This is a genomic window from Peribacillus sp. NPDC096447 (assembly GCF_044762725.1).
Taxonomy (GTDB): Bacteria; Bacillota; Bacilli; order Bacillales; family DSM-1321; genus Peribacillus.
Genome location: NZ_JBIWEV010000001.1, coordinates 273,255 through 297,288 on the forward strand (window position 1 = coordinate 273,255; position 24,034 = coordinate 297,288).

Sequence of the window (24,034 nt, forward strand, 5' to 3'; positions counted from 1 at the left end):
CGTATTTTGCATGGCTTCCATGAACCTTTCACCATTTTGTCACAAAAAAAGACATCGACCGCTACTAAGAATTCATAAATGCTATTTCAGCGAAGTATTCTTATAAAAGGGAGTAACGGAAAAAGGGATCATTCTCTAGAAAAATCGATAAGCCAACTCCTCGACGTTTCTATCAAAAGACCCCCTTCATCTAAATATTACAATACTGAATCAAGCATATGAATGCAAACCAGCAATAACAAGATTTACGAATATCAAGTTAAACATTATGATGGCAAAACCGATTACGGCAAGCCAAGCTGATTTTTCCCCTTGCCACCCCTTTGACATGCGCAGATGCAAGAAAGCCGCATAAAACAACCAAGTAACCAGTGCCCAGACCTCTTTCGGATCCCAACCCCAGAATCGTGTCCAGGCCACTTGTGCCCAGATCATTGCAAAAATGAGGGCACCGAGAGTAAAGATCGGAAAACCGATAAGGACCGAACGATAACTAATCTCGTCCAATAAATTCAAATTCACATTTTTAACGATTGGTTTAATCAATGCCGCCAATCTTTTGCGAGCAATCAACCTTATTAAACCATACAGGACGAGTCCCATACCGATTGACCAAATGACTGTATTCAGTTTCTTGGCATTGATCAGTGCAGGCATGTCCACCAGTGGTTCAAACCGTCCTTTATCAATTAGTTCCCCTTCATGGGGACCTACAAGTGCAGGTAGGTTAAATTCTTGCTTAGCCGGTACACCTTTTTTATCGACCCAATCAAAATTCGCCTTATAATCTATGGCAGCAAAAGAAGAAGTGATGATAACGAAACCGATGGTGCAGACTAATGTGAACATGACGGCTTCAAGCCAGAACGTTCTTTTGCTTGATTTTGTCTGATCGACGAATTTGATTAAATAAATGATGGCAGTAACAAAACTTATCGCAAGGATTGACTGTCCTGCCGCTGCAGTCGTTACATGAATATGAAGCCAATCGCTCTGCAGAGCAGGAATGAGTGGCGAAATCTCTGTAGGGAACATACTTGCATATGCGATTATCAATAACGCAATCGGCAAAGCGAATAGCCCAAGGGCAGGTGTTTTATAAAGAAAATAAATTAATATGAAAGCACCGACCAGCATCATTCCGAAAAAGGTCGTAAATTCAAACAGGTTACTTACCGGGGCATGGCCGGCAGCAATCCATCTTGTGATGAAATACCCAATTTGCGAGGCAAATCCGATAATGGTAATGAAAATGCCCAGCTTAGCCCATTTGTTTTGTTTCTTTTCCTCCGCTCCGCGTTTATCCTTGATCGATCCACCAAATAAAAAGGTAGCGATCAGATATAAAATGAAAGCGGCATATAAAAAGTTACTGCTTAGTTCAGCCATTTAAAACTTCCCCCTTACTAGAAGATTTCTCCTCTTCAAGTTGATCCATTGGTTCGGAAAGTGATGTTGATTCTATCGCTTGTTTTATATCTCTTTTAATGCCGTGCCAGTTTTTGTTTGTATGGCCGGCCAAAAGTATCTCATCATCTTTCCTCTTAATCCATATACGCCGGTGATTCCAATAAGACCCTTGGATAACGCCGATCATGAAAATGATTCCACCCGTGAATAGGATCCAAAGCGTTAAATCCTTCCTGACGGTCAAAGCCGTGACATCTTGGGTTTCCACACCATTAAAAGCCATTTTATAAGTGTTTTCCCCTAAAGGCTCCACAGTCTCCTTTATCGCCACGAAACTGACTTCACCCTCTGGCTTATCCGGAGTATGCATTTTAAAGATAAATGCCGGATTATTCGGAATCTTCGATATCGTTCTAGGTTCGCCTTTTTCATCGAACTCGAAATCGGGGAAGTAACTGATCAAGTCAACGGAATATCCTTCTTTCAACTCGTATTTCTTTTGAGGATTATTCAAATCAACCTTTAAGCTGCCATATTTCTCTTCAGTTTTTTTATTTATCAAATTAAAAGCCATCGTACTGAGCTCATCCAGTTTATAGTCTACTTGGTAGAGAGCATAATGATCATGTTTCAGAGGTTCATTGACTTTGATTTTATAATCTTTAAGCTTATTAAGGTCCACTTTTTCCCCTGGTAAGGTTTCTCCCTTGCGCTCATAGAGCGTAACATCGGATTGATAGGTTTTTGCGATCGTACCGGTTTTATCAATTGCAGCACTGTACTGCTCATCTTCTTCATTCTCTTTGTCATACACCTCTAAGGTAAATTCATTATTCTGGAGGTAGTATTCACCATTTGTACCCGGGATTTCCTTTCTCTCGCCTTCACGCAGCCAAAGTACTTTGTCGATATACATCCCAGGGACGGAACGCAATAATGCTCCAATTAAGAAAATGATAAGTCCAATATGATTTACATAGGGTCCCCAACGTGAAAAACGACCCTTTTCGGCAAGTATATGACCGTTTTCCTCTCGTATATGATAACGCTGCCTTTTTAGTCTATCCTTTACTTCTTCAAGGTTTATATCTTGGTCTTCAAGCTTTGTCACCCCATAAATCCGCTGACGTTTCATGAACCCGTCATGACGTGTGACCCCTTGTTTTTTCAACGATCGATATAACGGAAAGAACCGGTCGATACTGGCAATCAATAGTGATATGCCCAGCATGCCTATGATAATCAAATACCACCATGAACTATACAAGTTATGAAACCCGAGTTCATAATACACCATTCCGAACCAGCCGTATTCCAGTTCATAATGCTCTGCAGGCGTAGCTGTTGAAGGGATGTACATTTCCTGGGGTAGAATCGTCCCGATAGCTGAAGCGATCAAGGCAATGACAATGAGCGTCACCCCGACCTTAACGGAAGAAAAGAAGTTCCATATTTTATCGATGATCGTTTTTTTATATGTTTGTGAACGCCTGGCACTTCCTTCATATCTCATATCAATAAGTTTGTTCTCTTTTTCTTTATCAAGCACCATTCCGCATTTCCCACAAATGTTTGTACCAAACGGATTTACATGACCACAATCGCATTTTACTTCTTTCATGTCAAAAACTCCCCAATATTATGGTTTAATTCTCTCCATATGCTTTTGGATGCTCTCTTCTGTCAAAGCTCCGGTGATGATATCTATCACTTTCCCCTCTTTATCAACCAAAAAGGTGACAGGCAATATATCCACGCGATAAGCATTTTCCACTTCCCTACCTTTATCGATCATGACAGGAAAGGTAAGATCATGCTTTGTAATGAAATTATTGACAGCATAGTCAGATTCCCCGACATTAACCGCCAATATCTCAACGCCCTGGTCTTTAAAGTTTTTATATTGATTTTCCATATAAGGCATTTCATATTCACACGGCTTGCAATATGTACCCCAAAAGTTCAGGAAGACGCCTTTTCCCTTGTAATCGGAAAGTTTATGCTCTTTGCCTTCCATATCAGTCAAGACGAAATTGGGTGCATCGGATCCTTTGCTCAGGCTTTCATTCTTATCTTTAGTGAAGTTCGTATAAAGGGCAAACACTAAAGCTGCACCTAAAAGCAGGAGAATGATGGTTCTGCTAATTAGGCGTCGCTTCTTTTTATCCATAGAGATCCTCCTAAGGCCACACTAAATTTAACCATACCATTATACCATTTAACGCCATGTCCTTTTTATTTACATTTCTGAAGGTTTTGTGACATTCTTTCCCGATTCATGAAGGAAAAGGTATTTACAGGTTGTTTTCCACCACCCATTCTTCCAGGAGGAGAATGGGGTAGTGGTTTCAACCTATTAATACAGGAAAAATTCTTATCTACATTCTCCGCTGTTTAGGCTCGGTCGTTGCTAATGTCCGCATTAATTTAACTTCATGTGGAGTCAGCTCCCGGGAATCTCCTGCTGTTAAACCGTCCAAGGTCAAGAAACCATATTGTTCCCTCTTCAATTTTATGACGGGATGGCCAATTGCTTCGAACATCCGGCGGACTTGCCTGTTCCTGCCTTCATGTATTGTGATTTCAACGATGGCCGTTTCCTTTTTCTTGTCGGTAGACAATACCCTTGTCTTGGCTGGAGCAGTCTTGCCATCCTCCAACTTGATACCTTTATCCAGCTTTTTCAAGCTTTCACGCAAAGGCATTCCTTTCACTTTTGCCACATACACTTTATCCACTTCATGCTTCGGATGCATTAACGTGTTTGCAAATTCTCCGTCATTCGTTAAAATCAATAAGCCCGAAGTATCGTAATCCAAGCGGCCAACTGGATAAATCCGTTCATTGATGTAAGGGAAAAAGTCCGTTACGACTTTTCTGTTCTTATCATCAGAAACTGCCGAAATGACGCCGCGCGGTTTATAGAATAGGAAATAAACCGGGGCTTCTTTTTCAAGCGGGACTTCATTAACCTCAACCTTATCATTAGGCCCTACCTTCACACCTAATTCCTTCACTACTTTGCCGTTCACTTTTACCTTACCTTCTAAAATCAACTCTTCTGCTTTACGGCGGGAAGCCAGTCCAGCATGTGCTATCACCTTTTGTAATCGTTCCATCTATCTTCACCCCATAGTATAATCATTCGTTTGTTATTGTCTATACATACACAATCATACAATTATTACATATTGAGAGGCAAAAACAAAAGGTTTTTCGCGATTAAGAGCTTTTCTTTTATTATTACACCAATAATGGGACGGTTAAATGGGTTGGTTTCCATAATGAGTGTAACATAGCTTATTTTTCCATACAAAAAAATGTTTCTTTTGATGAAAGTTTGAATGCCCCTTATTAATGGAAGGCTAATTTTAAGAAAAAAGACAAAAAAAAGAAATGGAATCGCCCATTTCCCTACCTTTAATTCATACCGAAAACCAGTGTGACGACAATAACGGCAGCTATGATTCCGATCAAGTCTGCCAAAAGGCCGACCTTAAGGGCATCACCCATTTTTTTGATTCCGACGGCTCCAAAATAAACGGTCAATACATAGAAGGTGGTATCTGTACTTCCCTGAATCGTGGCAGCCAAGCGCCCAACAAAGGAATCCGGTCCATAAACCGATATCAGGTCGCTGGTGATTCCTAAAGCGGCTGTTCCGGATATTGGTCTAATAATCGCAAGGGGTAAAACCTCAGACGGAAAATGAAGAAAGGAAAGCAAGGGGTGCAGTGATTGTACAATGAAATCCAAGGCCCCTGATGCCCTAAATACTGAAATCGCCACAAGCATCCCTACCAGGAAAGGGATAAGGGAAAAGGACATGCTGATTCCTTCTTTCCCCCCCTCAACAAAGGTCTCATAGGTGGGAACTCTTTTCAATGTGCCGTAGAGTAATATACAGAGAATCAAAATCGGTATCATCCAAATTGAAATGGTGGTCATCCAGTGCAACATGCTATTCCCTCCCGTTCCTCTTTCTCCTGTAATAAAAATATCGATCTATCGCTATTCCTCCAACGGCAGAAATGGCCGTTGCTATTATGGTCGGAAAAACGATGTCCGTCGGGGAGTGGGCATCGTAATTCATGCGGATTGCAATGACAGTAGTTGGAATCAACGTTACGCTTGAGGTATTGATTGCTAAAAAAGTGACCATAGAGCGGCTGACCGTTGCTTTTCCTCCATTTAGTTTCTTTAGCTGTTCCATGGCTTTTATACCAAGAGGCGTAGCTGCATTCCCCAAACCGAATGTGTTTGCCATCATATTGGAAAGTATATACCCCATTGCGGGATGATTAGGAGGAACTTCTGGGAACAGCCATCTCATGAATGGCTTGAACAAGTTGGATAGTTTATCTAACAGCCCCGACTCCTCCGCTATTTTCATCAGGCCCAGCCAAAAAACAAGTATGCTCATCAATCCCAGACAAAGGGTGACCGCTTCCTTCGCGCTGACAAAAAGAGCTTCATTCACCTGTTCCATCGTCCCATTAACCATGCCAAAGACAATACCGATCACAAACATCCCAAACCAAATGTAATTAACCATTTCGTCCGATTCCCAATACCGCTTCAAATACCTCAGCCCATGAAGATTGGAATGATTGTTGCTTGAAGCTTTCTTTTGCTTCCCCATAAAAAATCGAACGAGTGCCTATTTTCTTACCATCGAGATAGATGGATGCTCTGCCGACCACTTCCGGGATTTTCCTTTTATCTTTCCAAGCCTTCTGGGGCTTCAACAATTTCATTTTCACATTGACCAATTCTCTCTCTTCTTTTGTCAGTGGGTACGAAAAATCATTTTTAATGTAGACATGCCCTTTATATATTTTATTTTCCATATTTTTTACCATGCCTTCGGGTAAAATTTCTGTCGGCTTATAATCCTTAAAGGCGGATTCGTACATTTGAATATGATCATTCCAATCATCAGGACCATTCAATGTCACAGCAATCAGGTCATGCTCGTTTTTTGTTGCCGTCGTGACCAAGGTACGTTTTGCTAGTTTGGTATACCCTGTTTTCCCTCCTGTGCAATATTCATATAGTTGTGTAAGTAAACGGTTTTTGTTCTTCCATACATAATCCCATTGTTCAGTGGAATTAGGTGCCCTGTGTTCCTTTGTGCCGGCAATCTTTTCATACGTTTTATTTTGCATGGCATAACGAGTGAGTATGGCCATATCATATGCGGTTGAATAATGGTTCTTCGTATTATCCAAACCATGTGGATTTGAAAAATGGGTATTTTTCATTCCGATTTCTTCAGCTTTTTGATTCATCATCCAGACGAATCCATCCAGGCTTCCGCCAACCTTTTCGCTGATTGCGACTGCTGCATCATTACCTGAACGAAGCATCAAGCCATAAACCAAATCTTCGAGCTTAATTCTTTCTCCTTCTTTTAAATAAAGTGAAGAGCCCTCCGTCCCAAAGGCATTGCTGCTTACCTTCACTGTTTCATCCATTTGTCCCGATTCAATAGCCAAGATAGCCGTCATTATTTTCGTAATGCTTGCAATACGGTTCTTTTCATGGGCATTCACTTCATAAATGACCCTTCCGCTATCCTCATCCATTAAAATCGCACTATGGGCACTTACGGATACATTTGCTTTGGCGCTTTGTACAGGAGCCATAAAAGACAACAGGAGAATGACGATACACAAACTTGATAACCCTTTATATGGAAAACGCATGAGTGCCCCCTCGTCTCTTTACTTGTTTTTGTACAAGTTTATGCAAAGGGACAAGGGTTATGAATAAAAGAATGTAATCCTTCTTGTTATCTACTGATTTTCTCAGTGATTTCCAATAAAAAAAATCGATAGGGGGCCCCTATCGATTTAGCGTTCTATCATACTAATAATGCAGCGATTTCATCAATTTTCTTAGCTCCGAATACCACTTCTTCATCATTGATGATCATGGCCGGCACGCTCATGACTTTATATTTCTTCTTGATTTCCTGGAAATTGCTTATATCGACCATTTCAGCTTCAACATTAGGGTTTTCAATCGCTATGCGCTGAGCGCCCACTACAACGTCAGGACAGTAGTGACATGCCAATGAAACCATAACCTTAATGTTCGCTTTTTTACTGATACCCTTGATTGAATTCAATACGGCTGAATCCAATGCTTGACCAGGTCCGGCCAGGTTATAGATAGCCAAAATGAAAGAATTCAATTCATGGCCGCCAGGTACACCGTGGTATTTGACGCCACTGTATTCACCATTCGAATTTAAGAGGGAAACGACAGGGAACTTATCTGCATTGATTTTTTCTTCAATTTCCGTATTTTCCCCTTTGTTGTATAACTCAAGATGAAGCTTATCTCCTAATTCCGCAACATCCAACAAGAAATCTCGCAATTCGACTGATTTTGGCAAACTTTCATCGACGATGGACACTAATGTAACGTCGCTCTCCATCTTGCCGAAGATTCCCTTTAATTGGCCACGTAACGCATCACTCAATAAAGCGCTCTTGCCTGCTGGGACCGCGGCCTGTTCTTTTTTCGCCGGTTTCTCAACTTCAGGTTCATCTTTGATTCCCAGGCGATCTTTTTCTTCTGAAATATATTTACCGGCATCCGTTGCTGCAATCGCTCCATCGGATACAGCTGTGATAATCTGGCGCAAGGATTTTGGCCTTAGGTCGCCCGCGGCATAAACACCCTTCACATTAGTCTTCATATCATCATCGGTTAAAATGTAACCAGCATCATCCATTTCGATATGGCCATTGAAAATCTCTGTTTTCGGCTCGTAACCTATGAAAACGAATACGCCAAACGTACTGTCTTCTTCCTTCGCCTTATATTCAAATTCTTCTTTAGTCGCATTATTGATGAAACGGGCACTTTGAATCATCCCGTCTCCATATACCCCAAGGATTTCCGTATTGAATTTCACTTCAATCTTATCATTTGCCATTACTTTATCAACAATGGACGGGGCACACGAGAAGCTTGATTCCCGGGCGATGATTGTAACTTTTGTTGCAAAGCGTGTCAGGAAAATAGCTTCTTCAGCAGCTGCATATCCTGCCCCGATAACGAAAACTTCCAACCCTTCAAAGAATTCACCATCACATGTTGAACAATAAGCTACACCGCGGCCGGTAAATTCCTCTTCACCTGGAAATCCTAGTGTTCTTGGAGAAGCACCCGTTGCAATGATGACGGCGCGTGCATGGTAGTCCCCGCCAAGGGTTTTAACGACTTTCACCTCACCGGAGAAATCCACGCCCGTTACATCGGCTTTGGCGAACTCAACGCCAAAATCTTCGTTTTGAAGCTTCATTTCTTCAACTAACCTAGGGCCCGATATATGACGGATACCAGGATAATTGGCTATTTCCGACGTAGTTGCAGCTTGTCCGCCGCCAGTTCCTTTTTCTAGGATTATTGTTTTTAACTTAGCTCTTCCTGCATAAACACCGGCTGAGAGGCCTGCAGGACCGCCACCAATAATTAATAAATCATATATTTTTTTCATCTTTTGCGCTCCTTGCTGAATGATTATGACGTGCTAAACCGATTATTTTGAAAAACAAAAGGCACTTATTTTAGGTAAGTGCCTTTTGTCATTAGATCATGTCGGACGATTTGTCCAGTAATCGTAATCAATGCTGGGTATGTCCATTACCTGTAGAAATGGACCCTCCCATTAAAAATTAAAGTTTACCTACAAGGTCAAGGCTTGGTTCAAGAGTATCTTCACCTGGAGTCCATTTTGCAGGGCAAACTTTATCTCCATGTTCCGCTACGAATTGTGCAGCTTGAACTTTTCTTACAAGTTCTTCTGCATTACGGCCAATTCCTAAATCATTGACTTCGTATGCTTTAATTTGTCCTTCTGGATTTACGATGAAAGTTCCACGTAGAGCCAAACCATCTTCTTCAATCAATACACCGAATTGACGGGATAAAACGTTTGCTGGGTCAGCTAGCATTGGATATTGGATTTTACCGATTGTATCAGTAGCATCAGCCCATCCTTTGTGGCTGAAATGAGTATCTGTTGAAACTGAGTAAACTTCACAACCGATTTCCTTGAATGTTTCATAGTTATCTTGAAGATCAGCTAATTCAGTTGGACATACGAAAGAGAAGTCAGCTGGGTAGAAAAAGAATACTGCCCATTTTCCTTTAACATCTTCAAGTGTAACTTCTTTGAACTCTCCTGCATGGTAAGCTTGTACTTTAAAATCTTCAACTTGTTTATTGATCAATGACATAATAAATTCCTCCAATAGCTAATTTTTTTATCTGCTCCTATTTATAATAATTATTAAATAGAAACTAGTCAATAAATATACCTTAATAATTTTTAAGTTCACAAATTGGTCACAGTTTTTATATTGATATAAATTAATTATTTTTAAAAACCCATAGTACTTCAAATTAGCATTATTAACACATTTCCAATGCTATTTCAAGGAATTGAATAAGACATATGCTCATTATTTCGTGAGATGATATCATCTCCCTTTCAATCTAATTATTATATCCAAATGAGAATCATAAGTCGCTTTAAAATTAAATTAGCAGGTTCTCCTTCATATCCTTGCCATAATTTCCCTAAAAAATTCTTGATATAAAATTTCAGGCAAAAAAAAAAAAAAAAAAAAACGAACCTTTACGGCTCGTGTCAGTTTGGTGGCAAAATGTTGTTCGGATTCCGAATAGTAAAGTGAAGGTCGAAAAAAATTTGTGGACGGTCGAATATAGTGCCTCAACGGCCGAATACTGTGCGGGGTAGGTCGAATAAAGTGTGGTATAGGTTGATAAACTGCGTTAACGTCCCAAGACAGTGCTGCGGGTCGAATAAATCGCTCCGGTCTTTACGGTTTTTTACTGTAATCTTCATTGAATTGAGAAATTGGCGACACTACTGCCGAAAAACTGGCTAGCCGGGACATCAAAGGCGCTTGCTTTGATTTGGCTTGACAGACAGTCGGCGGAAAGGGAGCGGATTTCTGTAATCAACTGAACTTTTCAAATAAAAAACTGCAGGCAAACTGAGTATTCATCGAGTTTGTCTACAGTCTGGAACGAACCTTTACGGCTCGTGTATTTGTATTCGGTTCTCCAAAAACTTCACTATATTTTTATCTGTTATTGCTTTTTCCAAATAAGCTTTTTCGCTTCGGTGAACCTTACGGCTGTTTTCGGCCAGTTTACAACGTCCCACCATTTGTCCACATAGGCTGCCCGATTATTTTTATATTGCAGGTAATAAGCATGTTCCCATACATCAAGAACAAGGATTGGGATTGTATCCCACTGGGTCAAAACCATATGCAATTCCGATTGAAGTATTTCTAGCCGCCGCGCACGCGGAACCCAGACCAAAATCGCCCAGCCAACACCTTCTACTTGTTTGGCAGCTTCACTAAAATGACTTTTAAAAGCGGCAAAGCTTCCAAAATCCTTCTCAATCTGGTTAAGTAAATCCCCCCTTGGCTGTCCGCCCCCTCCCGGAATCATCTCTTCCCAGAACAGCGTATGGAGATAATGGCCTGATCCATGAAAGGCTGCTTCCTTTTCCCAATGTTTCAACAAGGAAAAATCTTTCGTTTCCCTCGCTTTTTTCATCATCAATTCCGCTTTATTCAGACCATCGACATATGCTTGATGATGCTTATCATGGTGCAGATACATGATTTCCCGCGAAATCGTCGGCTCCAACGCATCATAGGCATAAGGTAACGGCGGTAGCGTATGCTTCCCAATCGGCACCGATTGCCTTTCCTGTATATTGAATTCCCTAGCGAGCTCTTCAATTTCCTCGTAAACCCGAGCCATCTCTTCTTCAATCAGGACCATATCCTCATAATCCATTTCTTCCTCATCCATATCTTTTGTCATCTCGGAAAGCCGTTCAATATTTGACAGCAATGGCGAATCGGTGATATCGATCTTCTCAAGATATTCCATCACTCCATCAACCCAATCACTTACCTCTTTAGCATAATCTCTTACATCAGACATCTTGGAACCTCCTCTTAGCCTTTATGCACATAAATCATCAAAGTATTTTATGTTTCGAATAAGCGGAGATTCCATTTATAGATAAAAAAAACAGCAAGGCCTATTAAGCCTAGCTGTTTCATTATCTTGACTGTAACATTTTCGTCCGGTAATCCGTTTCATAAAACTCCAATTCTTCACGCATGGTCTGGAATCCACTTTCCACGGCCTTCAGAATGGATATTATGCTGTCAGGTACACTTTGGTGAAATTTAATCGAGTTTTTCCCTGTATAGGCAGATCTGCTGTCCTCAAACCACCGATCTGATTTTGGGGAAAAGTATTCTTCGATACATTGATGATAAATTCTATAAAGCGTCTTTTCAGCTGCAGCTTTATTGAAAACATCATTTTTCAGAACGATTTGGCAAGCCTCCAAGCCCTCTTCACAACTTACAAGCATTTTTCTTAAACTAGAAAGGATCCCTTTATAATAGGTTTCATCCCCGCTTTTTTCTTCTTGCAGCTTAGAATAGGTCGTCTCATTTATAAATTCCTCTAGCTGAGCCACTGTCGTTTCTAAAAAGCCCTTTACATCCTCAAGCTGAGATTTTACCAATGTATTCCCCAACCGTGAACCCTCCTCAAATGATTAAGATTGAATATAATAGTCAACATGTGATTCTATATCATATGGTTTAGCTTGGTCAATAGATATAAACACTTTCTCCAATTTTTCAAAATCGATATTTTCGAAATAACCAGCCAGCTCTTTTTCTGCATTTATATATATACGTTTTCGGTTAACCAGGCTCGGGTCCTTGAGTAGACAGACCATGGCAATGATATCAGCCATATAAATATCCCTGTTAGGGCTTTTGAATATGGGATTGGCGGGATATGGGGTCCAACGAGTGACCATCTCATCAAAATAGCGAAGATACAGTACATTCAGCGTCTTTTCTTCTCCATCCTTTATGTATTGTATAACGGATCGATTAAAGAAGTCCTCAGGTGAATTTGACTTTGACTTTTCAAGCCCAAATCCATTGCATGCTACAATTTGCACCCGCAATCCCCCCGCATTCATTTTTTTCTATATTATCACAATTCAAAGAAAAATGTTATTCGATTGTTTGCTGAAATTTTTCAAAAAACAGATCGGCTTCACCATTTTCAAAGCTATCATCCGAATTATCGGCGAGAGGCGGTAATTCATCTATGGAATTCAGGCCGAAGTAATCCAAAAACTCTTTTGTTGTCCCATATAAATATGCCCGGCCGGAGCCTTCAGCACGTCCGACCTCTTTTATTAAGACTTTAGTGACAAGTGTATGAATGGGGCGTTCCGTTTTCACTCCGCGAATTTCATCAATTTCCGCTCTGGTAATCGGCTGCTTATAGGCAATGATTGCGAGTGTTTCCAAGGCCGCCTGGGACAAGCCTTGAGTGCTTGATGTTTCCACTAGCCTTTTCAAGTAATCCGAGTGCTCTTTCTTTGTCGTCATTTGATAAACACCCGCTATTTCGATCACCTGAATCCCGCGTACATCAGATATATATTCTTCCTTCAAACTTTCAACGATGTCGGTTGCTTGATATTCCGTAATTTCCAGGACAGAGGCAATTTGTTTGACGGAGAGCCCTTCATCTCCGGCAGCAAACAATAATGCCTCAAGAATCCCTTTCCAATTAATAACTTCCAACTGGTTCTACACCTTCCTTAGCAGCAATCATGATTTCCGAAAAATTATCTTCCTGTTCAACGATGATTTCATTTAGTTTCATCAGTTCCAGCACCGCCATGAAAGTGATGACGATATGCTCCTTAACCGGGAGCGAAAACAGTTCAAAAAAACTTTTCTTCCCTTTTATTGATTGTAACTCAATCATGATTTCATCCATTCGTTTCTCTATCGATATCTCTTGTTTCGTTACTTTCGTGTATAGCGGCTTTTGAATTTTTTGCCTTCGCAGCAGTTTTTGCAGAGCACCCAACATATCATATAGACTTATATTCAACTCTTGTTTATCACTTTCCGCTTCTTTCACATAAACAGATAAATCACTTGGGGGTTTAGTGAACAGCAAGCTGCGTTCTTCTTCCATCCCTTTAAATTCTTCGGCTGCATATTTATACTTTTTATATTCTAATAGTTTTTCCACAAGCTCGTCCCGTGGATCTTCCTCAAATATTTCCCCATCTTCATCAATCAATTGTTCATCTTCATGCTTTGGAAGCAGCATTTTACTCTTGATGGCAAGCAGTGTTGCAGCCATCACCAGATATTCGCTGGCCACATCCAATTCCAGATGCTGCATTGTATGGATGTACCCTAGGTATTGATCTGTAATATCAGCCATCGGAATATCGTAGATGTCTATTTCCAGGCGATTAATCAAATGCAGGAGTAAATCCATCGGACCTTCGAAAGCGTCAATTTTTATATTATAACCCATTAAATTACCTCATTTAAATCTAATTGGCCGGAAAAGGCCTATTTCTTTTACTAATCAAGTATAGTGGATTGCCGCCCTTTATCCAAATAATAATTTACTGTCCCTAGAAAAGTTTTTATTAGGGATTTCCGACAAATGGGTCGTTGCCCAATCACATTACGAAATCCAACATAACCTAGAAATGTAAGAATAGCAGAACAAAGGAGGTACTCATTATGGGTGCAGGTGGTTTTGGAAACGGCGGCGGATTCGCGTTTATTGTAGTATTGTTCATTTTATTAGTTATCGTCGGTGCTTCTTGGTGTTAATTGAAGACTGACGAATCAAGCTGATTGCCTTGCAATCGGCTTTCTTTATTTTCCAAGAAAAAATTCTATGCTAAACTTGGTGAGTATACATAGCGGGTGTTAGGCTATAAGAAAATGTTTTTTGCCTTACCTTAGATAATTCCATCAAACAAAAGGGGTGCTCCTATTGAATTACGCGGAAGACTACCTTTCTTTCCTTGTCCATTTCCATGGGACTAGGGATTACTTCGAATGTCATGAAATTCTTGAAGAATATTGGAAAGAAACCGCACCAAAAGAGCGTGACTCTCATTGGGTCGGGCTCATTCAAATTGCGGTTGCCCTGTATCATGATCGCAGGGGAAACAAAAAAGGGGCTTCAAGGACCCTGTCTAAAGCCCTGTCAAATCTCCACCATAAAAAGGCCGAGCTCCTGGAGTTGGGACTCGATCCAGAACGACTGTTCAAATTGCTCGAGGACACCCATGAGCGAATGTTATCTCAAAAGCCATATGAAAGCATTAATCTGCCGATTGCGGATCAAGGCTTGATTGAAATATGCCAGACCATGTGTTTGCAAGAAGGGTACATATGGGGTGCAGACAGCGACATGGCTAATTCATCCATAGTCGATAAGCATCTAATGCGTGACCGTTCGGATGTCATTTCTGAAAGGGATCGGCAGCTATCCCTTCGAAAAACAAGAAAGGAGGACCGCCCTTAAAGGTGGTCCTCCTTTCCAGCTTTCATATTCAGAATTCTTCACATCTGTCAAGAAAGCTTTCGGTAAACTCATTTGCTTTTAATTCTTTGTCAGGATATTGCTCCTTGATGGCCCTGACCATCGTTTTACCGATACCTTGCTTCCGGAAGGATGGATTTACAGATATATGTTGTATCTCAATGTGATTTGGAGAGACTTCTATCCCGATCAAGCCCGTAATCTCTTCATCTTTCCATAAGAACAGCTGTAGATTTTCATCCGTTTCATAATTCTTCATCGTATTCCGAAGCGTTTTTATCTCTTTTTCATTTGGCATGAAAGATAATAATCCCATGGCAAACTTCTCATAACTTTTCTTATACTTAATCAACATAATATCCCTCGTTACTAAATAACGTTTTTATTATCTTCCTGTTACCAATTAATTTGCTTTGAATAATAATCCTCACATATAACATTTACATCATACATAAAAATCTCGTCCGTTTCAACATCACTTTCAGCACTTGATTTATCGATGTGCTATATGCTAAGCGATAAACCGCCAGTATACGATTCCCCACATCAAAGCGATAATAAGCATCATAAGTAAAAGAGTCTTATTACTTTTCCTCATCCCATACTCCCTTTATGAATGGTCCAAATATTTAAATAACGAATTCATTCTACTATAACTTAACACAATCTGACAAATATCCTTGCAATCTTGCTTCGATTTTACTACATTGGTAAAGTGATCTAGGTTCATAGAATGCTCTCTTAGGTATAAAAGACAAAGATACACCAAACTTTTTCGTTAAAAAAACCGTAGCTATCTTGGGCTATATAAATTTTTTTCAGGAAAATATGTATCTTTTTTATCCTTTGTTTCGTCAAATACTATGAATCTGATTTAAAGTGCCGCCCTTTTATTGAAAGATTCCCAATTCAGCAGGAAAAGTTAAGGAGGATTATCATGAAAAAAATGAATAAATGGGTCATTGTAACCATTTTATTATGCCTATTATTGCCATATAAGGCTTTTGCAGATGCAGCTGTTGGTGAAATGATCGTCACACTTGGTGAGAATTTGACAAATGAACAAAAAAATATGATTTTATCAGAAATGAAAGCACCTAATGATGTTGAGGTCCTTACGGTTACAAATGCGGAGGAACATGAATACTTAGGAGACTATATTGCTAGCCGTCTGATCGGTACAAAAGCGATTTCATCTTCTGCGATTACTTTGGAGGAAAAAGGGACCGGACTTAAATTGGAGTCGAAAAACATTAACTGGGTTTCCGATGAAATGTATATCAATGCACTGGCAACTGCTGGAGTAAAGGATGCTACCGTTTATGTCACCGCGCCAATACCCGTCTCCGGTACAGCGGCTTTGACAGGGGTCATTAAAGCCTATGAAATCTCTGCCGACAAGAAGATTCCTGAAGATGTGAAACAGGCAGCGAATGAAGAAATGGTGAAAACAGCAAAATTGGGTGACGAAATCGGTACAGAAGAAGCCTCTGCACTTGTTACGAAAATCAAAGAGGAAATGGCAGCAAATCCACCAGCCAATACTGAGGAGGTCCGCGAGGTTGTCGAGTCTTCAGCAAAAGACCTTGGAATCACCTTAAATGATGCTCAAGTCCAAAGTTTAATTGATTTATTCAATAAGCTAAAAGAATTGGATATTGATTGGAACGCTGTCGGTGATCAGCTTACTGCAGCTAAAGATAAGCTTTCCAATTTTCTTGAATCCGAAGAGGGTCAATCATTTCTGGATAAATTGAAAGAAGTCTTCAGTAGTTTAATAGACGCGATCAAGTCACTTTTCAGCTGACTCCAATAAAAAAAGGATGGCCAATGCCATCCTTTTTTCTATTGCTGTTCAATTTGACCGTTGATTTCCACTCCAGGCACTCGCTTTCCGCGGGCGGTCCGGGAGCCTCCTCGGCGCCATTGTGCCTGCGGGGTCTCCCTTGGACGCGCTTTTCCCGCAGGAGTCTCGTACCTTCCGTTCCAATCGACTTTGTTTTAACATTTAGATTGGAAACATACCTTAGGAGTTGAAGGTATTCCTTTGGGTCAGTTTGGTTCGGGAACATCATTTGATCAAAGTTACGTTTTCCATAGCCCTTTTATCTACAAACTGAAAGGATGGCCAATGCCATCCTTTTTTCTATTCTTTATTGACGACTGCCGCTTCATGAAGGGCCAAATCCAAATGGATAAGATCTTCGTACGTCTCGCGTTTGATGACCAACCGGGCTTCTCCATTTTCGGCAAAGACGACAGCCGGTCTCGGAATCCGATTGTAATTATTCGACATGGAATATCCATATGCCCCTGTACAAAATACCGCCAAGACATCACCGCGGCCGGCTTTTGGCAATGGTAAATCCCAAATCAGCATATCTCCGCTTTCACAGCATTTCCCGGCAATGGACACTGTCTCTTCTACAGGGTCAAGCGGCCGGTTTGCAAGAATTGCATCATATTTAGCTTCGTAAAGAGCGGGACGTAAATTATCACTCATGCCCCCATCAACGGCAATATATTTACGGACATTAGGAACTTCCTTTTCAGAACCGACCTTGTACAGTGTCACACCGGCGTCTCCGACTAAAGAACGGCCAGGTTCAATCCAGATTTCAGGCATTACTAAATCGGAATCAGCAATCAGGTTCTGCACTTCCTTAACGATTTCCTCAACATATTGAGACGCGGGCAGCGGGTCGTCCTCTTGTGTATAACGAATCCCGAATCCGCCTCCGAGATTCAATACTTTTGGTTGAAACCCTACCGAACCATGCCAATCATTCAGCTTGCCGATAATTTTTTGGGCTGCGAGAAGGAAACCCGTCGTTTGAAAGATCTGGGAACCTATATGGCAGTGCAGCCCAAGCACTTCCAGGAATTCACTTTGCAGTGCTTGCCTAAGGGCAGCTTCGGCCTGGCCGTTAATAAGATCAAAACCAAATTTCGAATCTTCTTGCCCTGTCAAAATATAATCATGCGTATGGGCTTCAATACCTGGTGTTACACGAAGAAGGATTTTCACCTTTTGTTCACGGTTTGTACAAATTTCATCCAACAGTGTCAACTCTGAAAAATTATCGACTACTATACAGCCAATGTCATGATCCAAAGCCATATGTAGCTCTTCTTCACTTTTGTTATTTCCATGGAAGTGAATCCGTTCTGTTGGGAAATTTGCCTTAATTGCCGTATACAATTCCCCCGCTGAGACAACATCGAGGGAAAGTCCTTCTTGCTCAGCCAACTGGATCATTGCAATCGAAGAAAAGGCCTTACTTGCGTAAGCAACTTGAGCTGAAATCCCCAATTCCTCAAAAGTTCTCTTGAACCCTCTTGCCCGTTCGCGAATTAGCTCTACATCATAAACATATAATGGTGTACCAAATTGTTCGATCAATTCGATCGTATCCACTCCGCCAATCTCTAGGTGTCCACGTTCATTGACACCACCGGTTCCGTACAAATGCATGATAGCTTCACCTTCCTGACTTAAAACTAAAGATTAATAAGAAATGAGGCAGCCTCAAATAAAGAAACCATATGAAAGGTCCTCTATATGAACAAGCCTCAACGAATCGATTATCTCATGTAAATATTGTTCTCTATGACTGCTCAGTAGTTCGAAGGGAAAGACAGATTGGTTTAAACTCCAAAGAGTCATAGTAGCTTGATCTCTTTGTGAAGCCTAACTATACCGCTTTATCCGAATAAAATTAAATTACCACAACTATTCGACAACATCAACCTTTAGATTTTCTTGGCTGCCTATATAAATCCTGGGGATGTACAATACTCGGCCGTTCTATAGAACCTGGATAAGGTCTTCTAAATATTATATGTGACAAGGCTTTCGGCTGAAACGGTAGAAGCGGCCATAAATAAGGTGTATTTAACGTTTTTATGCTAGTAAGCATGATAATGTAGAGCGTGATGCCTATGACCAGACCAGGCACTTTAAATAAAGCGACCAAAACTAGCAGTGCCAAACGGGAAATTTTATTCGCTACCCCTAGTTCTAAACTTGGAGTGACAAATGTACCGATTGTAGCCACTGAAGCGTAGAGAACCACTTCAGGAACAAAGAGGCCAACATCTATCGCTATCTGCCCTATCAAAACTGCCGCAACCAAGCCCATCGCCGTAGAAAGCGGTGTCGGAGTATGTACGGCTGCCATCCTTAGGAATTCTATCCCAATATCGGATATGAAGATTTGGACTAAAATGGGTATATGCGTTTTTTCATTCGGCCCGATATACTCGAACTTTTCCGGCAGGAGGGAAGGCTCTAAACAAAACAATAACCAAATCGGCAGCAAGAATAACGAAACGAAGATCCCGAGAAACCGGACCCAGCGCACCAAGGTCCCAACGGCAGGTGCCTGCCGATACTCCTCAGCGTGTTGCATGTGATGGAAAAGAGTGGACGGGGTAATGATGACACTCGGTGAAGTATCCACATAAATAAGGACATGCCCCTCAAGCAAATGCGTTGCCGCCACATCAGCCCGTTCCGTGTATCTGACAAGCGGGTATGGGTTATACCTTTGCTTTACGATGAACTCTTCGATCGTTTTATCAGACATCGTTATGCCATCAACCTCAATACTATTCAATTCCTTACGAACGATTTCTATTAAATCGGGATCGGCAATATCTTTAATGTAGCCGATGGATATATCCGATTTCGATCGTTCCCCTACATGCAGCATTTCGAAACGTAATCTTTCATCCCGGATTCTCCGTCTGGTTATCGCTGTGTTAATGATGATATTCTCGACAAAACCATCCCTAGATCCACGGACGACTTTTTCCGTATCGGGTTCTACTGGCTGTCTCCCGGGATAACTCCTGACATCCACAACCAATCCTATTGGTTTACCATCAACAACAACGACTATTAAACCGGATAATACCTGATCAACAAGCTCATCCATCGTCTTTATTTCCTGAACGGATTGGTGTACGAGCAAGTCTTTGACTACATCAAAAACTTTAGTAGACACGATATCGGCATTTTTGTTATGAATAAGAGAATCGAGGATATCAATGATGTACTCTGTATCCGTCAGCCCGTTTATATAGTAAATATGCACATCTTTTCTTAAGACCTTTATCTTTCTTACTCCTAAGTCGAAGCTGACGCCCAGACCTACTTTCTCTTCCATGTAAGCGTCAACTTCCGCTACCCTACTCGGAATCGGCATCATGTTTTGAGGTTTTTCTGAAGTCATTATGACCACTCCTTTCCAATATGATTTCCACCGCTAGCTTGGTTATCGGTGCTCCTCTTTTAAAATCGTCCTGATGGGACATTTTCCCTATATCTCCTATCCCCACTACGATGGGAACATGTAATTGATCGATGCAATACACCGTATCTCCTGTTATCTTGCCCAGTTCAAATTCCTCGGCGCCGTATTTATCAACCCCGTTCGGTGTCAAATTACCATCACGGTCAATACAGATATCCACCTTGGTCCATTCTTCCCTTCTAGTCTTTGAAGCGACCGCTATTACGCCAAGGACATTAATATCAGGGTGTCCGGCAACTACCTTCATTGCCTGTTCGCCTGATCCTTCTCCTATAAAACCGCTATCATCAAACATGACCAATACAGGATCATACTTCGCCTTTTTTATTAATTCAACTAACTCCAAGCCCGTATATCGTGATGGATTACCTTGGGACATGGAGATACATCTTCCCCCAATTTCCTTGGCTACATGCTCAACAGCCCGTTTCGCATACTCATCTCCATCCGTAATCAATATCACTTTTCGTTTGGTCACCATCTTGGGCCTACCTTTCATCATCAGGAATAGTTACCTCATAATCTTATAAATCGACAAAATAAATCCATTGGAATAATGATCCGGCTATTTTTCCCAATACGAGTGCCATCAACAGATAAATGATCTTCTCTTGAATTCCGATTCGTTTTGAAAGAACCGGAAATACATTCAGGACTTCAGTTAAGGCAGCAGCGAGCATCCCATTAAATATCCCGTCAGCCAAACCGATCGGAATTAATAAAAAATGCGGGAGGGAAAGTTCCGTTTCCTGTAATCCTAACCATGTTCCTGCGACAACTCCGGCTATGATGGCTCCTTCGTAGTAATGTATCATTTTCATTGTTTTTGTCAGCTGAGTCAGCCTCGGAATCACCCCAAGTACAGTTAAAAACGCTACAAAACCCGCACCTGTCGCAAAACCCCCGGCTAAACCGACAAAGATTCCGAAGATGATTTTACCGGTCATCAAGGTGGCGCACGTTCTCCTTATTTTCATTCATGATTACATAACGGTCCAAATCCTGCTGATAGTTGAACATTTCAACCTCGAGCGGACTAGGTTCCTCATTGAAGCGTTTTTTAAAGAAGTGATTAAAAAATAGAATCATGCCCATACCAAGGCCGAAGCTATATGGGATTTGGATCAATAACGGTTTATCTTCCACTTTTCCCGTTATTATAGTAAAGATTTTTTGATGCACTTCCCCCATGCTGACATCCACATGAAAATTCATGATCGTCATTCCGCCGCCGACAAATAACAAAAACCAAACTAAGGCGAATGTCAGGTATGACATTTTCTTTTTCGAGAGGATGATTTCGATGATCGTTTGGGAGGGCCCGAATGTCTCCACTTCAATAGTCGGATCCACCTTGCGGATGGCCATGATAACTTGAGCCAAATCAATGACAATAATATTCCTATCTTCCTTCTTGACCGTTAATAATATGATTTCTTCAATTAAGGTAATCACTTCTTCAGGTCCGATTATCCTTGCAATATCTTTTATCCTCACCGTTTGATTTCCCTTTACTTGTACACGGTTCCTCATCCTGATATATACAACTGCCACTCTCATCACATCCCGACCTTTTATTTCCTTATGCTAGTAGTATGGATTGGAAGCAGTTTGAAAATGCAGGAAGTGATCCATGTCCAAATATTACTAATTTGAAAACAAAAAAAGACACGCTGCAATGACAGCATGTCTCTATTTGTAGACAAAAGGGGTTCGGATAACTTATCTTTCATCAAATGATGTTTCGGAACCACTGACCCAAAGCAACACCTTCAACTTCTCAGGTATGGTTTTGATTGGAGAGGAAGGTCGGGACTCCTCCTTGAAAAGCGCCTCCAAGGAAGCCTCACTGGCGAACAGGCAACGAGGGCGAACCGCCCGCGGAAAGGGAGCGGATTTCTGAAATCAACTGGAATGTTTTTTAAATAAAAAAACTGTAGGGAAACTGACTTTTCTTAGATTGTTTATAATTGGAGGTTCGGAACGGTCCATCTCGAACCATGAACAAGACTAGATTATCCTTAATGTTTTTTTACTGTAACCCAAATTGGATTGAAGAAATTTGCGACACTCCTGCCGAATAACTGGCTAGCCAAGACACCACAGGCGCTTGTGCCGAGGAGGCTTGGCAGACAGTCGGCGGAAAGGGAGCGGATTTCTGAAATCAACTGGAATGTTTTTTAAATAAAAAAACTGTAGGCAAACTCCCTTTTCTTCGAGTTTGCCGACAGTCTGAGACACGTTGAAATGACAGCATGTCTTTTTGATTTAGATTCATACTTTAATGAGTGGGGAAGAAAATCAGCTGAACCAAAAATATCAATCCAAAAATATAAATGAGCGGATGTACGGATTTTCCTTTTCCACTGAATACCTTCATAAGGGGATAAGTAATGAACCCGATTGCAATCCCTGTAGATATACTTGAAGTAAGCGGCATCGTTAAAATGATCGCAAATGCCGGAAATGCCTCATCGAAAATTTTCCAATTGACTTTAGCCAGCCCTTCCATCATGAAACATCCCACGATGATCAAAACAGGAGCTGTGATTGCTTGAACTGAAGAAATTGCCGATATCAATGGAGAAAAGAAAATCGATGCAGCAAACAAGATTGCCACGACTGTAGCGGTTAATCCCGTACGTCCGCCTGCGGCCACTCCCGTACTTGACTCAACATAGGCAGTCGAAGGGCTTGTACCAAACATCGAGCCGACTGTCGTCGCAATCGCATCACCTAAAAAGGCTTTCTTGGCACGAGGGATTTTCCCATCCTTCGTTAGTCCTGCCTGTTCCGTCACGCCAATCAAGGTTCCTGTCGTATCAAAAATCGTCACAAGTAAAAAGGCAAAAACAATTGAATATAAAGAATTCGTGAAGACACCGGCAATATCGATATCGAAAAATACCGGTGTAGGAGGTACAGATAAGACCCCATCAAAGTTGAGCAAACCGATAAAGTAGCCAATGATTGCCGTAACGATCATACCAATGAAAATTGCCCCTTTAATATTACGGGCCATAAAAATCAAGGTAATGAATAAGCCTGCTAATGCTAAAACGGTTCCAGGCTGATGCAAATCGCCAAGTGTCACCATCGTTGATTCATTAGGAACTACGATTCCAGCATTTTTTAATCCGATAAACGCAATGAATAAACCAATTCCTGATGTGATGCCATACTTTAATGAGTTAGGAATCGCATCAATTATCATTTTACGCAAGCTTGTCACGCTAATTAGTAGAAATAGCAAACCAGCAATGAATACCGTACCGAATACGGTCTGGTATGAAAGGCCCTGTGCCCCCACTACGCTGGCAAAATACGCATTCAAACCCATCCCTGGTGCTATCGCAATCGGGTATTTTGCAACGAGTCCCATGATAAGGGTACCAATCACCGCTGATATGACCGTTGCCATGAAAACTTGTTCAAATGGTATTCCGATTGAAGATAATAAAGCCGGATTCACGATTAGGATATAAACCATAGTTAAAAATGTCGTAACGCCCGCCATGACTTCTGTACGGACATCCGTCCCATTTTCTTTCAGGGAGAAAAACTTTTCCATAAACATATTTTAGACCTCCAGATCTAAAGGAAACACCGACAACCGTTTGCACGAAAAGGCAAGGTGTCCTAATATTGTACTGCATCGACGTTTTTCCTAATCATTATTGATTAAAAGAAAGCTAAAAAAACGAATGAAAAACGCGACCTTTACTATAATATTCGTTTTTAATCCTAAATTCAACTAAAAAATTCGACCCCGCTCATATTTTCATTCTACTTGATAAGAATCACTTTTACTTTTTCCTAAAATCAAT

At 41.0% G+C, this 24,034-nt stretch carries 24 protein-coding genes; 3 read left to right on the forward strand and 21 right to left on the reverse strand.

Features of this window, described 5'->3' with window-relative positions; all coding sequences use genetic code 11:
* Nucleotides 1-210: 210 nt before the first annotated feature.
* The 14 genes from ccsB to ACIQZD_RS01405 all read right to left on the reverse strand — a co-directional run bounded on the left by ccsB (nt 211) and on the right by ACIQZD_RS01405 (nt 13,860).
* Complete coding sequence (gene ccsB / locus ACIQZD_RS01340; RefSeq protein ID WP_402897471.1) at nt 211-1,389, reverse strand: c-type cytochrome biogenesis protein CcsB; 1,179 nt, start codon at nt 1,387-1,389, stop codon at nt 211-213.
* A complete protein-coding gene (gene resB / locus ACIQZD_RS01345) occupies nt 1,382-3,031 on the reverse strand; it encodes a cytochrome c biogenesis protein ResB (protein WP_402897473.1) in 1,650 nt (549 codons plus the stop codon). The genes ccsB and resB overlap by 8 nt, the downstream gene beginning before the upstream one ends.
* Nucleotides 3,032-3,049: 18 nt before the next feature.
* Complete coding sequence (gene resA, locus ACIQZD_RS01350) at nt 3,050-3,580, reverse strand: thiol-disulfide oxidoreductase ResA (RefSeq protein WP_402897475.1); 531 nt, start codon at nt 3,578-3,580, stop codon at nt 3,050-3,052.
* 208 nt (nt 3,581-3,788) lie between these two features.
* Nucleotides 3,789-4,529 (reverse strand): 23S rRNA pseudouridine(2605) synthase RluB, encoded by a 741-nt coding sequence (rluB, locus tag ACIQZD_RS01355; protein WP_034308106.1) that lies wholly within the window; start codon nt 4,527-4,529, stop codon nt 3,789-3,791.
* A gap of 301 nt (nt 4,530-4,830) precedes the next feature.
* The gene (locus ACIQZD_RS01360; protein WP_137023788.1) at nt 4,831-5,370 is read right to left on the reverse strand and encodes a spore maturation protein; all 540 of its coding nucleotides are present in this window, start codon (nt 5,368-5,370) and stop codon (nt 4,831-4,833) included.
* A 1-nt stretch (nt 5,371) separates the two neighbouring features.
* Nucleotides 5,372-5,965, reverse strand: a complete 594-nt coding sequence (locus ACIQZD_RS01365) for a nucleoside recognition domain-containing protein (RefSeq protein WP_101222457.1) — start codon at nt 5,963-5,965, stop codon at nt 5,372-5,374.
* A complete protein-coding gene (locus ACIQZD_RS01370) occupies nt 5,958-7,118 on the reverse strand; it encodes a D-alanyl-D-alanine carboxypeptidase family protein (RefSeq protein ID WP_402897479.1) in 1,161 nt (386 codons plus the stop codon). Before ACIQZD_RS01370 ends, ACIQZD_RS01365 begins: the two co-directional genes overlap by 8 nt.
* Nucleotides 7,119-7,276: 158 nt before the next feature.
* Complete coding sequence (locus ACIQZD_RS01375; protein WP_402897480.1) at nt 7,277-8,923, reverse strand: FAD-dependent oxidoreductase; 1,647 nt, start codon at nt 8,921-8,923, stop codon at nt 7,277-7,279.
* 178 nt (nt 8,924-9,101) lie between these two features.
* Nucleotides 9,102-9,665 (reverse strand): alkyl hydroperoxide reductase subunit C, encoded by a 564-nt coding sequence (gene ahpC, locus ACIQZD_RS01380; protein WP_034308115.1) that lies wholly within the window; start codon nt 9,663-9,665, stop codon nt 9,102-9,104.
* An 880-nt stretch (nt 9,666-10,545) separates the two neighbouring features.
* Nucleotides 10,546-11,421, reverse strand: coding sequence for a superoxide dismutase (locus tag ACIQZD_RS01385; RefSeq protein ID WP_137016090.1), 876 nt, complete (start codon nt 11,419-11,421; stop codon nt 10,546-10,548).
* A 121-nt stretch (nt 11,422-11,542) separates the two neighbouring features.
* Nucleotides 11,543-12,031: a YpuI family protein gene (locus tag ACIQZD_RS01390; protein ID WP_402897483.1), complete on the reverse strand. Its 489-nt coding sequence runs from the start codon at nt 12,029-12,031 to the stop codon at nt 11,543-11,545.
* Between the two features lie 21 nt (nt 12,032-12,052).
* Nucleotides 12,053-12,469: a hypothetical protein gene (locus ACIQZD_RS01395; RefSeq protein WP_402897485.1), complete on the reverse strand. Its 417-nt coding sequence runs from the start codon at nt 12,467-12,469 to the stop codon at nt 12,053-12,055.
* 55 nt (nt 12,470-12,524) lie between these two features.
* The gene (gene scpB / locus ACIQZD_RS01400; RefSeq protein ID WP_076365560.1) at nt 12,525-13,106 is read right to left on the reverse strand and encodes an SMC-Scp complex subunit ScpB; all 582 of its coding nucleotides are present in this window, start codon (nt 13,104-13,106) and stop codon (nt 12,525-12,527) included.
* Nucleotides 13,093-13,860 (reverse strand): segregation/condensation protein A, encoded by a 768-nt coding sequence (locus ACIQZD_RS01405; protein ID WP_101222464.1) that lies wholly within the window; start codon nt 13,858-13,860, stop codon nt 13,093-13,095. Before ACIQZD_RS01405 ends, scpB begins: the two co-directional genes overlap by 14 nt.
* Before the next feature lie 215 nt (nt 13,861-14,075).
* Between ACIQZD_RS01405 and ACIQZD_RS01410 the strand changes: the two genes are divergently transcribed.
* Together ACIQZD_RS01410 and ACIQZD_RS01415 are read left to right on the forward strand one after the other, a co-directional pair.
* On the forward strand, nt 14,076-14,168 hold the full coding sequence (locus tag ACIQZD_RS01410; RefSeq protein ID WP_072273196.1) for a YjcZ family sporulation protein: 93 nt from the start codon (nt 14,076-14,078) through the stop codon (nt 14,166-14,168).
* Nucleotides 14,169-14,334: 166 nt separating this feature from the next.
* Entirely contained in the window at nt 14,335-14,871 is a 537-nt protein-coding gene (locus ACIQZD_RS01415; RefSeq protein WP_402897488.1) for a DUF309 domain-containing protein, read from the forward strand.
* A gap of 28 nt (nt 14,872-14,899) precedes the next feature.
* On the opposite strand, the gene ACIQZD_RS01420 is transcribed toward ACIQZD_RS01415, so the two are convergent.
* Nucleotides 14,900-15,244 carry a GNAT family N-acetyltransferase gene (locus ACIQZD_RS01420; RefSeq protein WP_101222466.1) on the reverse strand — a complete coding sequence of 115 codons (345 nt, stop codon included), beginning with the start codon at nt 15,242-15,244 and terminating at the stop codon, nt 14,900-14,902.
* A gap of 582 nt (nt 15,245-15,826) precedes the next feature.
* Here ACIQZD_RS01420 and ACIQZD_RS01425 point away from each other — a divergent pair.
* A complete protein-coding gene (locus tag ACIQZD_RS01425; protein WP_230176973.1) occupies nt 15,827-16,696 on the forward strand; it encodes a DUF1002 domain-containing protein in 870 nt (289 codons plus the stop codon).
* Between the two features lie 339 nt (nt 16,697-17,035).
* Here ACIQZD_RS01425 and lysA read toward each other — a convergent pair whose 3' ends face one another.
* The 6 genes from lysA to ACIQZD_RS01455 all read right to left on the reverse strand — a co-directional run bounded on the left by lysA (nt 17,036) and on the right by ACIQZD_RS01455 (nt 23,778).
* Nucleotides 17,036-18,364: a diaminopimelate decarboxylase gene (gene lysA / locus ACIQZD_RS01430; protein ID WP_402897492.1), complete on the reverse strand. Its 1,329-nt coding sequence runs from the start codon at nt 18,362-18,364 to the stop codon at nt 17,036-17,038.
* Between the two features lie 271 nt (nt 18,365-18,635).
* Entirely contained in the window at nt 18,636-20,102 is a 1,467-nt protein-coding gene (locus tag ACIQZD_RS01435; protein ID WP_402899835.1) for a spore germination protein, read from the reverse strand.
* On the reverse strand, nt 20,083-20,688 hold the full coding sequence (gene spoVAEA / locus ACIQZD_RS01440) for a stage V sporulation protein SpoVABEA (protein WP_402897494.1): 606 nt from the start codon (nt 20,686-20,688) through the stop codon (nt 20,083-20,085). Before spoVAEA ends, ACIQZD_RS01435 begins: the two co-directional genes overlap by 20 nt.
* Nucleotides 20,689-20,731: 43 nt before the next feature.
* Nucleotides 20,732-21,154, reverse strand: a complete 423-nt coding sequence (locus ACIQZD_RS01445) for a stage V sporulation protein AB (protein ID WP_034308131.1) — start codon at nt 21,152-21,154, stop codon at nt 20,732-20,734.
* Nucleotides 21,144-21,740, reverse strand: a complete 597-nt coding sequence (locus ACIQZD_RS01450) for a stage V sporulation protein AA (RefSeq protein WP_402899838.1) — start codon at nt 21,738-21,740, stop codon at nt 21,144-21,146. The genes ACIQZD_RS01445 and ACIQZD_RS01450 overlap by 11 nt, the downstream gene beginning before the upstream one ends.
* A 748-nt stretch (nt 21,741-22,488) precedes the next feature.
* Nucleotides 22,489-23,778 (reverse strand): NCS2 family permease, encoded by a 1,290-nt coding sequence (locus ACIQZD_RS01455; RefSeq protein WP_048680228.1) that lies wholly within the window; start codon nt 23,776-23,778, stop codon nt 22,489-22,491.
* Nucleotides 23,779-24,034: the final 256 nt, after the last annotated feature.

What these genes read in the sequence shown, in the direction of transcription:
- ccsB (WP_402897471.1), bottom strand. Translation starts at nt 1,389, where the DNA reads ATGGCTGAACTAAGCAGTAACTTTTTATATGCCGCTTTCATTTTATAT.
- resB (WP_402897473.1), bottom strand. Translation starts at nt 3,031, where the DNA reads ATGAAAGAAGTAAAATGCGATTGTGGTCATGTAAATCCGTTTGGTACA.
- resA (WP_402897475.1), bottom strand. Translation starts at nt 3,580, where the DNA reads ATGGATAAAAAGAAGCGACGCCTAATTAGCAGAACCATCATTCTCCTG.
- rluB (WP_034308106.1), bottom strand. Translation starts at nt 4,529, where the DNA reads ATGGAACGATTACAAAAGGTGATAGCACATGCTGGACTGGCTTCCCGC.
- ACIQZD_RS01360 (WP_137023788.1), bottom strand. Translation starts at nt 5,370, where the DNA reads ATGTTGCACTGGATGACCACCATTTCAATTTGGATGATACCGATTTTG.
- ACIQZD_RS01365 (WP_101222457.1), bottom strand. Translation starts at nt 5,965, where the DNA reads ATGGTTAATTACATTTGGTTTGGGATGTTTGTGATCGGTATTGTCTTT.
- ACIQZD_RS01370 (WP_402897479.1), bottom strand. Translation starts at nt 7,118, where the DNA reads ATGCGTTTTCCATATAAAGGGTTATCAAGTTTGTGTATCGTCATTCTC.
- ACIQZD_RS01375 (WP_402897480.1), bottom strand. Translation starts at nt 8,923, where the DNA reads ATGAAAAAAATATATGATTTATTAATTATTGGTGGCGGTCCTGCAGGC.
- ahpC (WP_034308115.1), bottom strand. Translation starts at nt 9,665, where the DNA reads ATGTCATTGATCAATAAACAAGTTGAAGATTTTAAAGTACAAGCTTAC.
- ACIQZD_RS01385 (WP_137016090.1), bottom strand. Translation starts at nt 11,421, where the DNA reads ATGTCTGATGTAAGAGATTATGCTAAAGAGGTAAGTGATTGGGTTGAT.
- ACIQZD_RS01405 (WP_101222464.1), bottom strand. Translation starts at nt 13,860, where the DNA reads ATGGGTTATAATATAAAAATTGACGCTTTCGAAGGTCCGATGGATTTA.
- ACIQZD_RS01410 (WP_072273196.1), top strand. Translation starts at nt 14,076, where the DNA reads ATGGGTGCAGGTGGTTTTGGAAACGGCGGCGGATTCGCGTTTATTGTA.
- ACIQZD_RS01420 (WP_101222466.1), bottom strand. Translation starts at nt 15,244, where the DNA reads ATGTTGATTAAGTATAAGAAAAGTTATGAGAAGTTTGCCATGGGATTA.
- ACIQZD_RS01425 (WP_230176973.1), top strand. Translation starts at nt 15,827, where the DNA reads ATGAAAAAAATGAATAAATGGGTCATTGTAACCATTTTATTATGCCTA.
- lysA (WP_402897492.1), bottom strand. Translation starts at nt 18,364, where the DNA reads ATGCATTTGTACGGAACCGGTGGTGTCAATGAACGTGGACACCTAGAG.
- ACIQZD_RS01435 (WP_402899835.1), bottom strand. Translation starts at nt 20,102, where the DNA reads ATGATGCCGATTCCGAGTAGGGTAGCGGAAGTTGACGCTTACATGGAA.
- spoVAEA (WP_402897494.1), bottom strand. Translation starts at nt 20,688, where the DNA reads ATGGTGACCAAACGAAAAGTGATATTGATTACGGATGGAGATGAGTAT.
- ACIQZD_RS01445 (WP_034308131.1), bottom strand. Translation starts at nt 21,154, where the DNA reads ATGACCGGTAAAATCATCTTCGGAATCTTTGTCGGTTTAGCCGGGGGT.
- ACIQZD_RS01450 (WP_402899838.1), bottom strand. Translation starts at nt 21,740, where the DNA reads ATGAGGAACCGTGTACAAGTAAAGGGAAATCAAACGGTGAGGATAAAA.
- ACIQZD_RS01455 (WP_048680228.1), bottom strand. Translation starts at nt 23,778, where the DNA reads ATGGAAAAGTTTTTCTCCCTGAAAGAAAATGGGACGGATGTCCGTACA.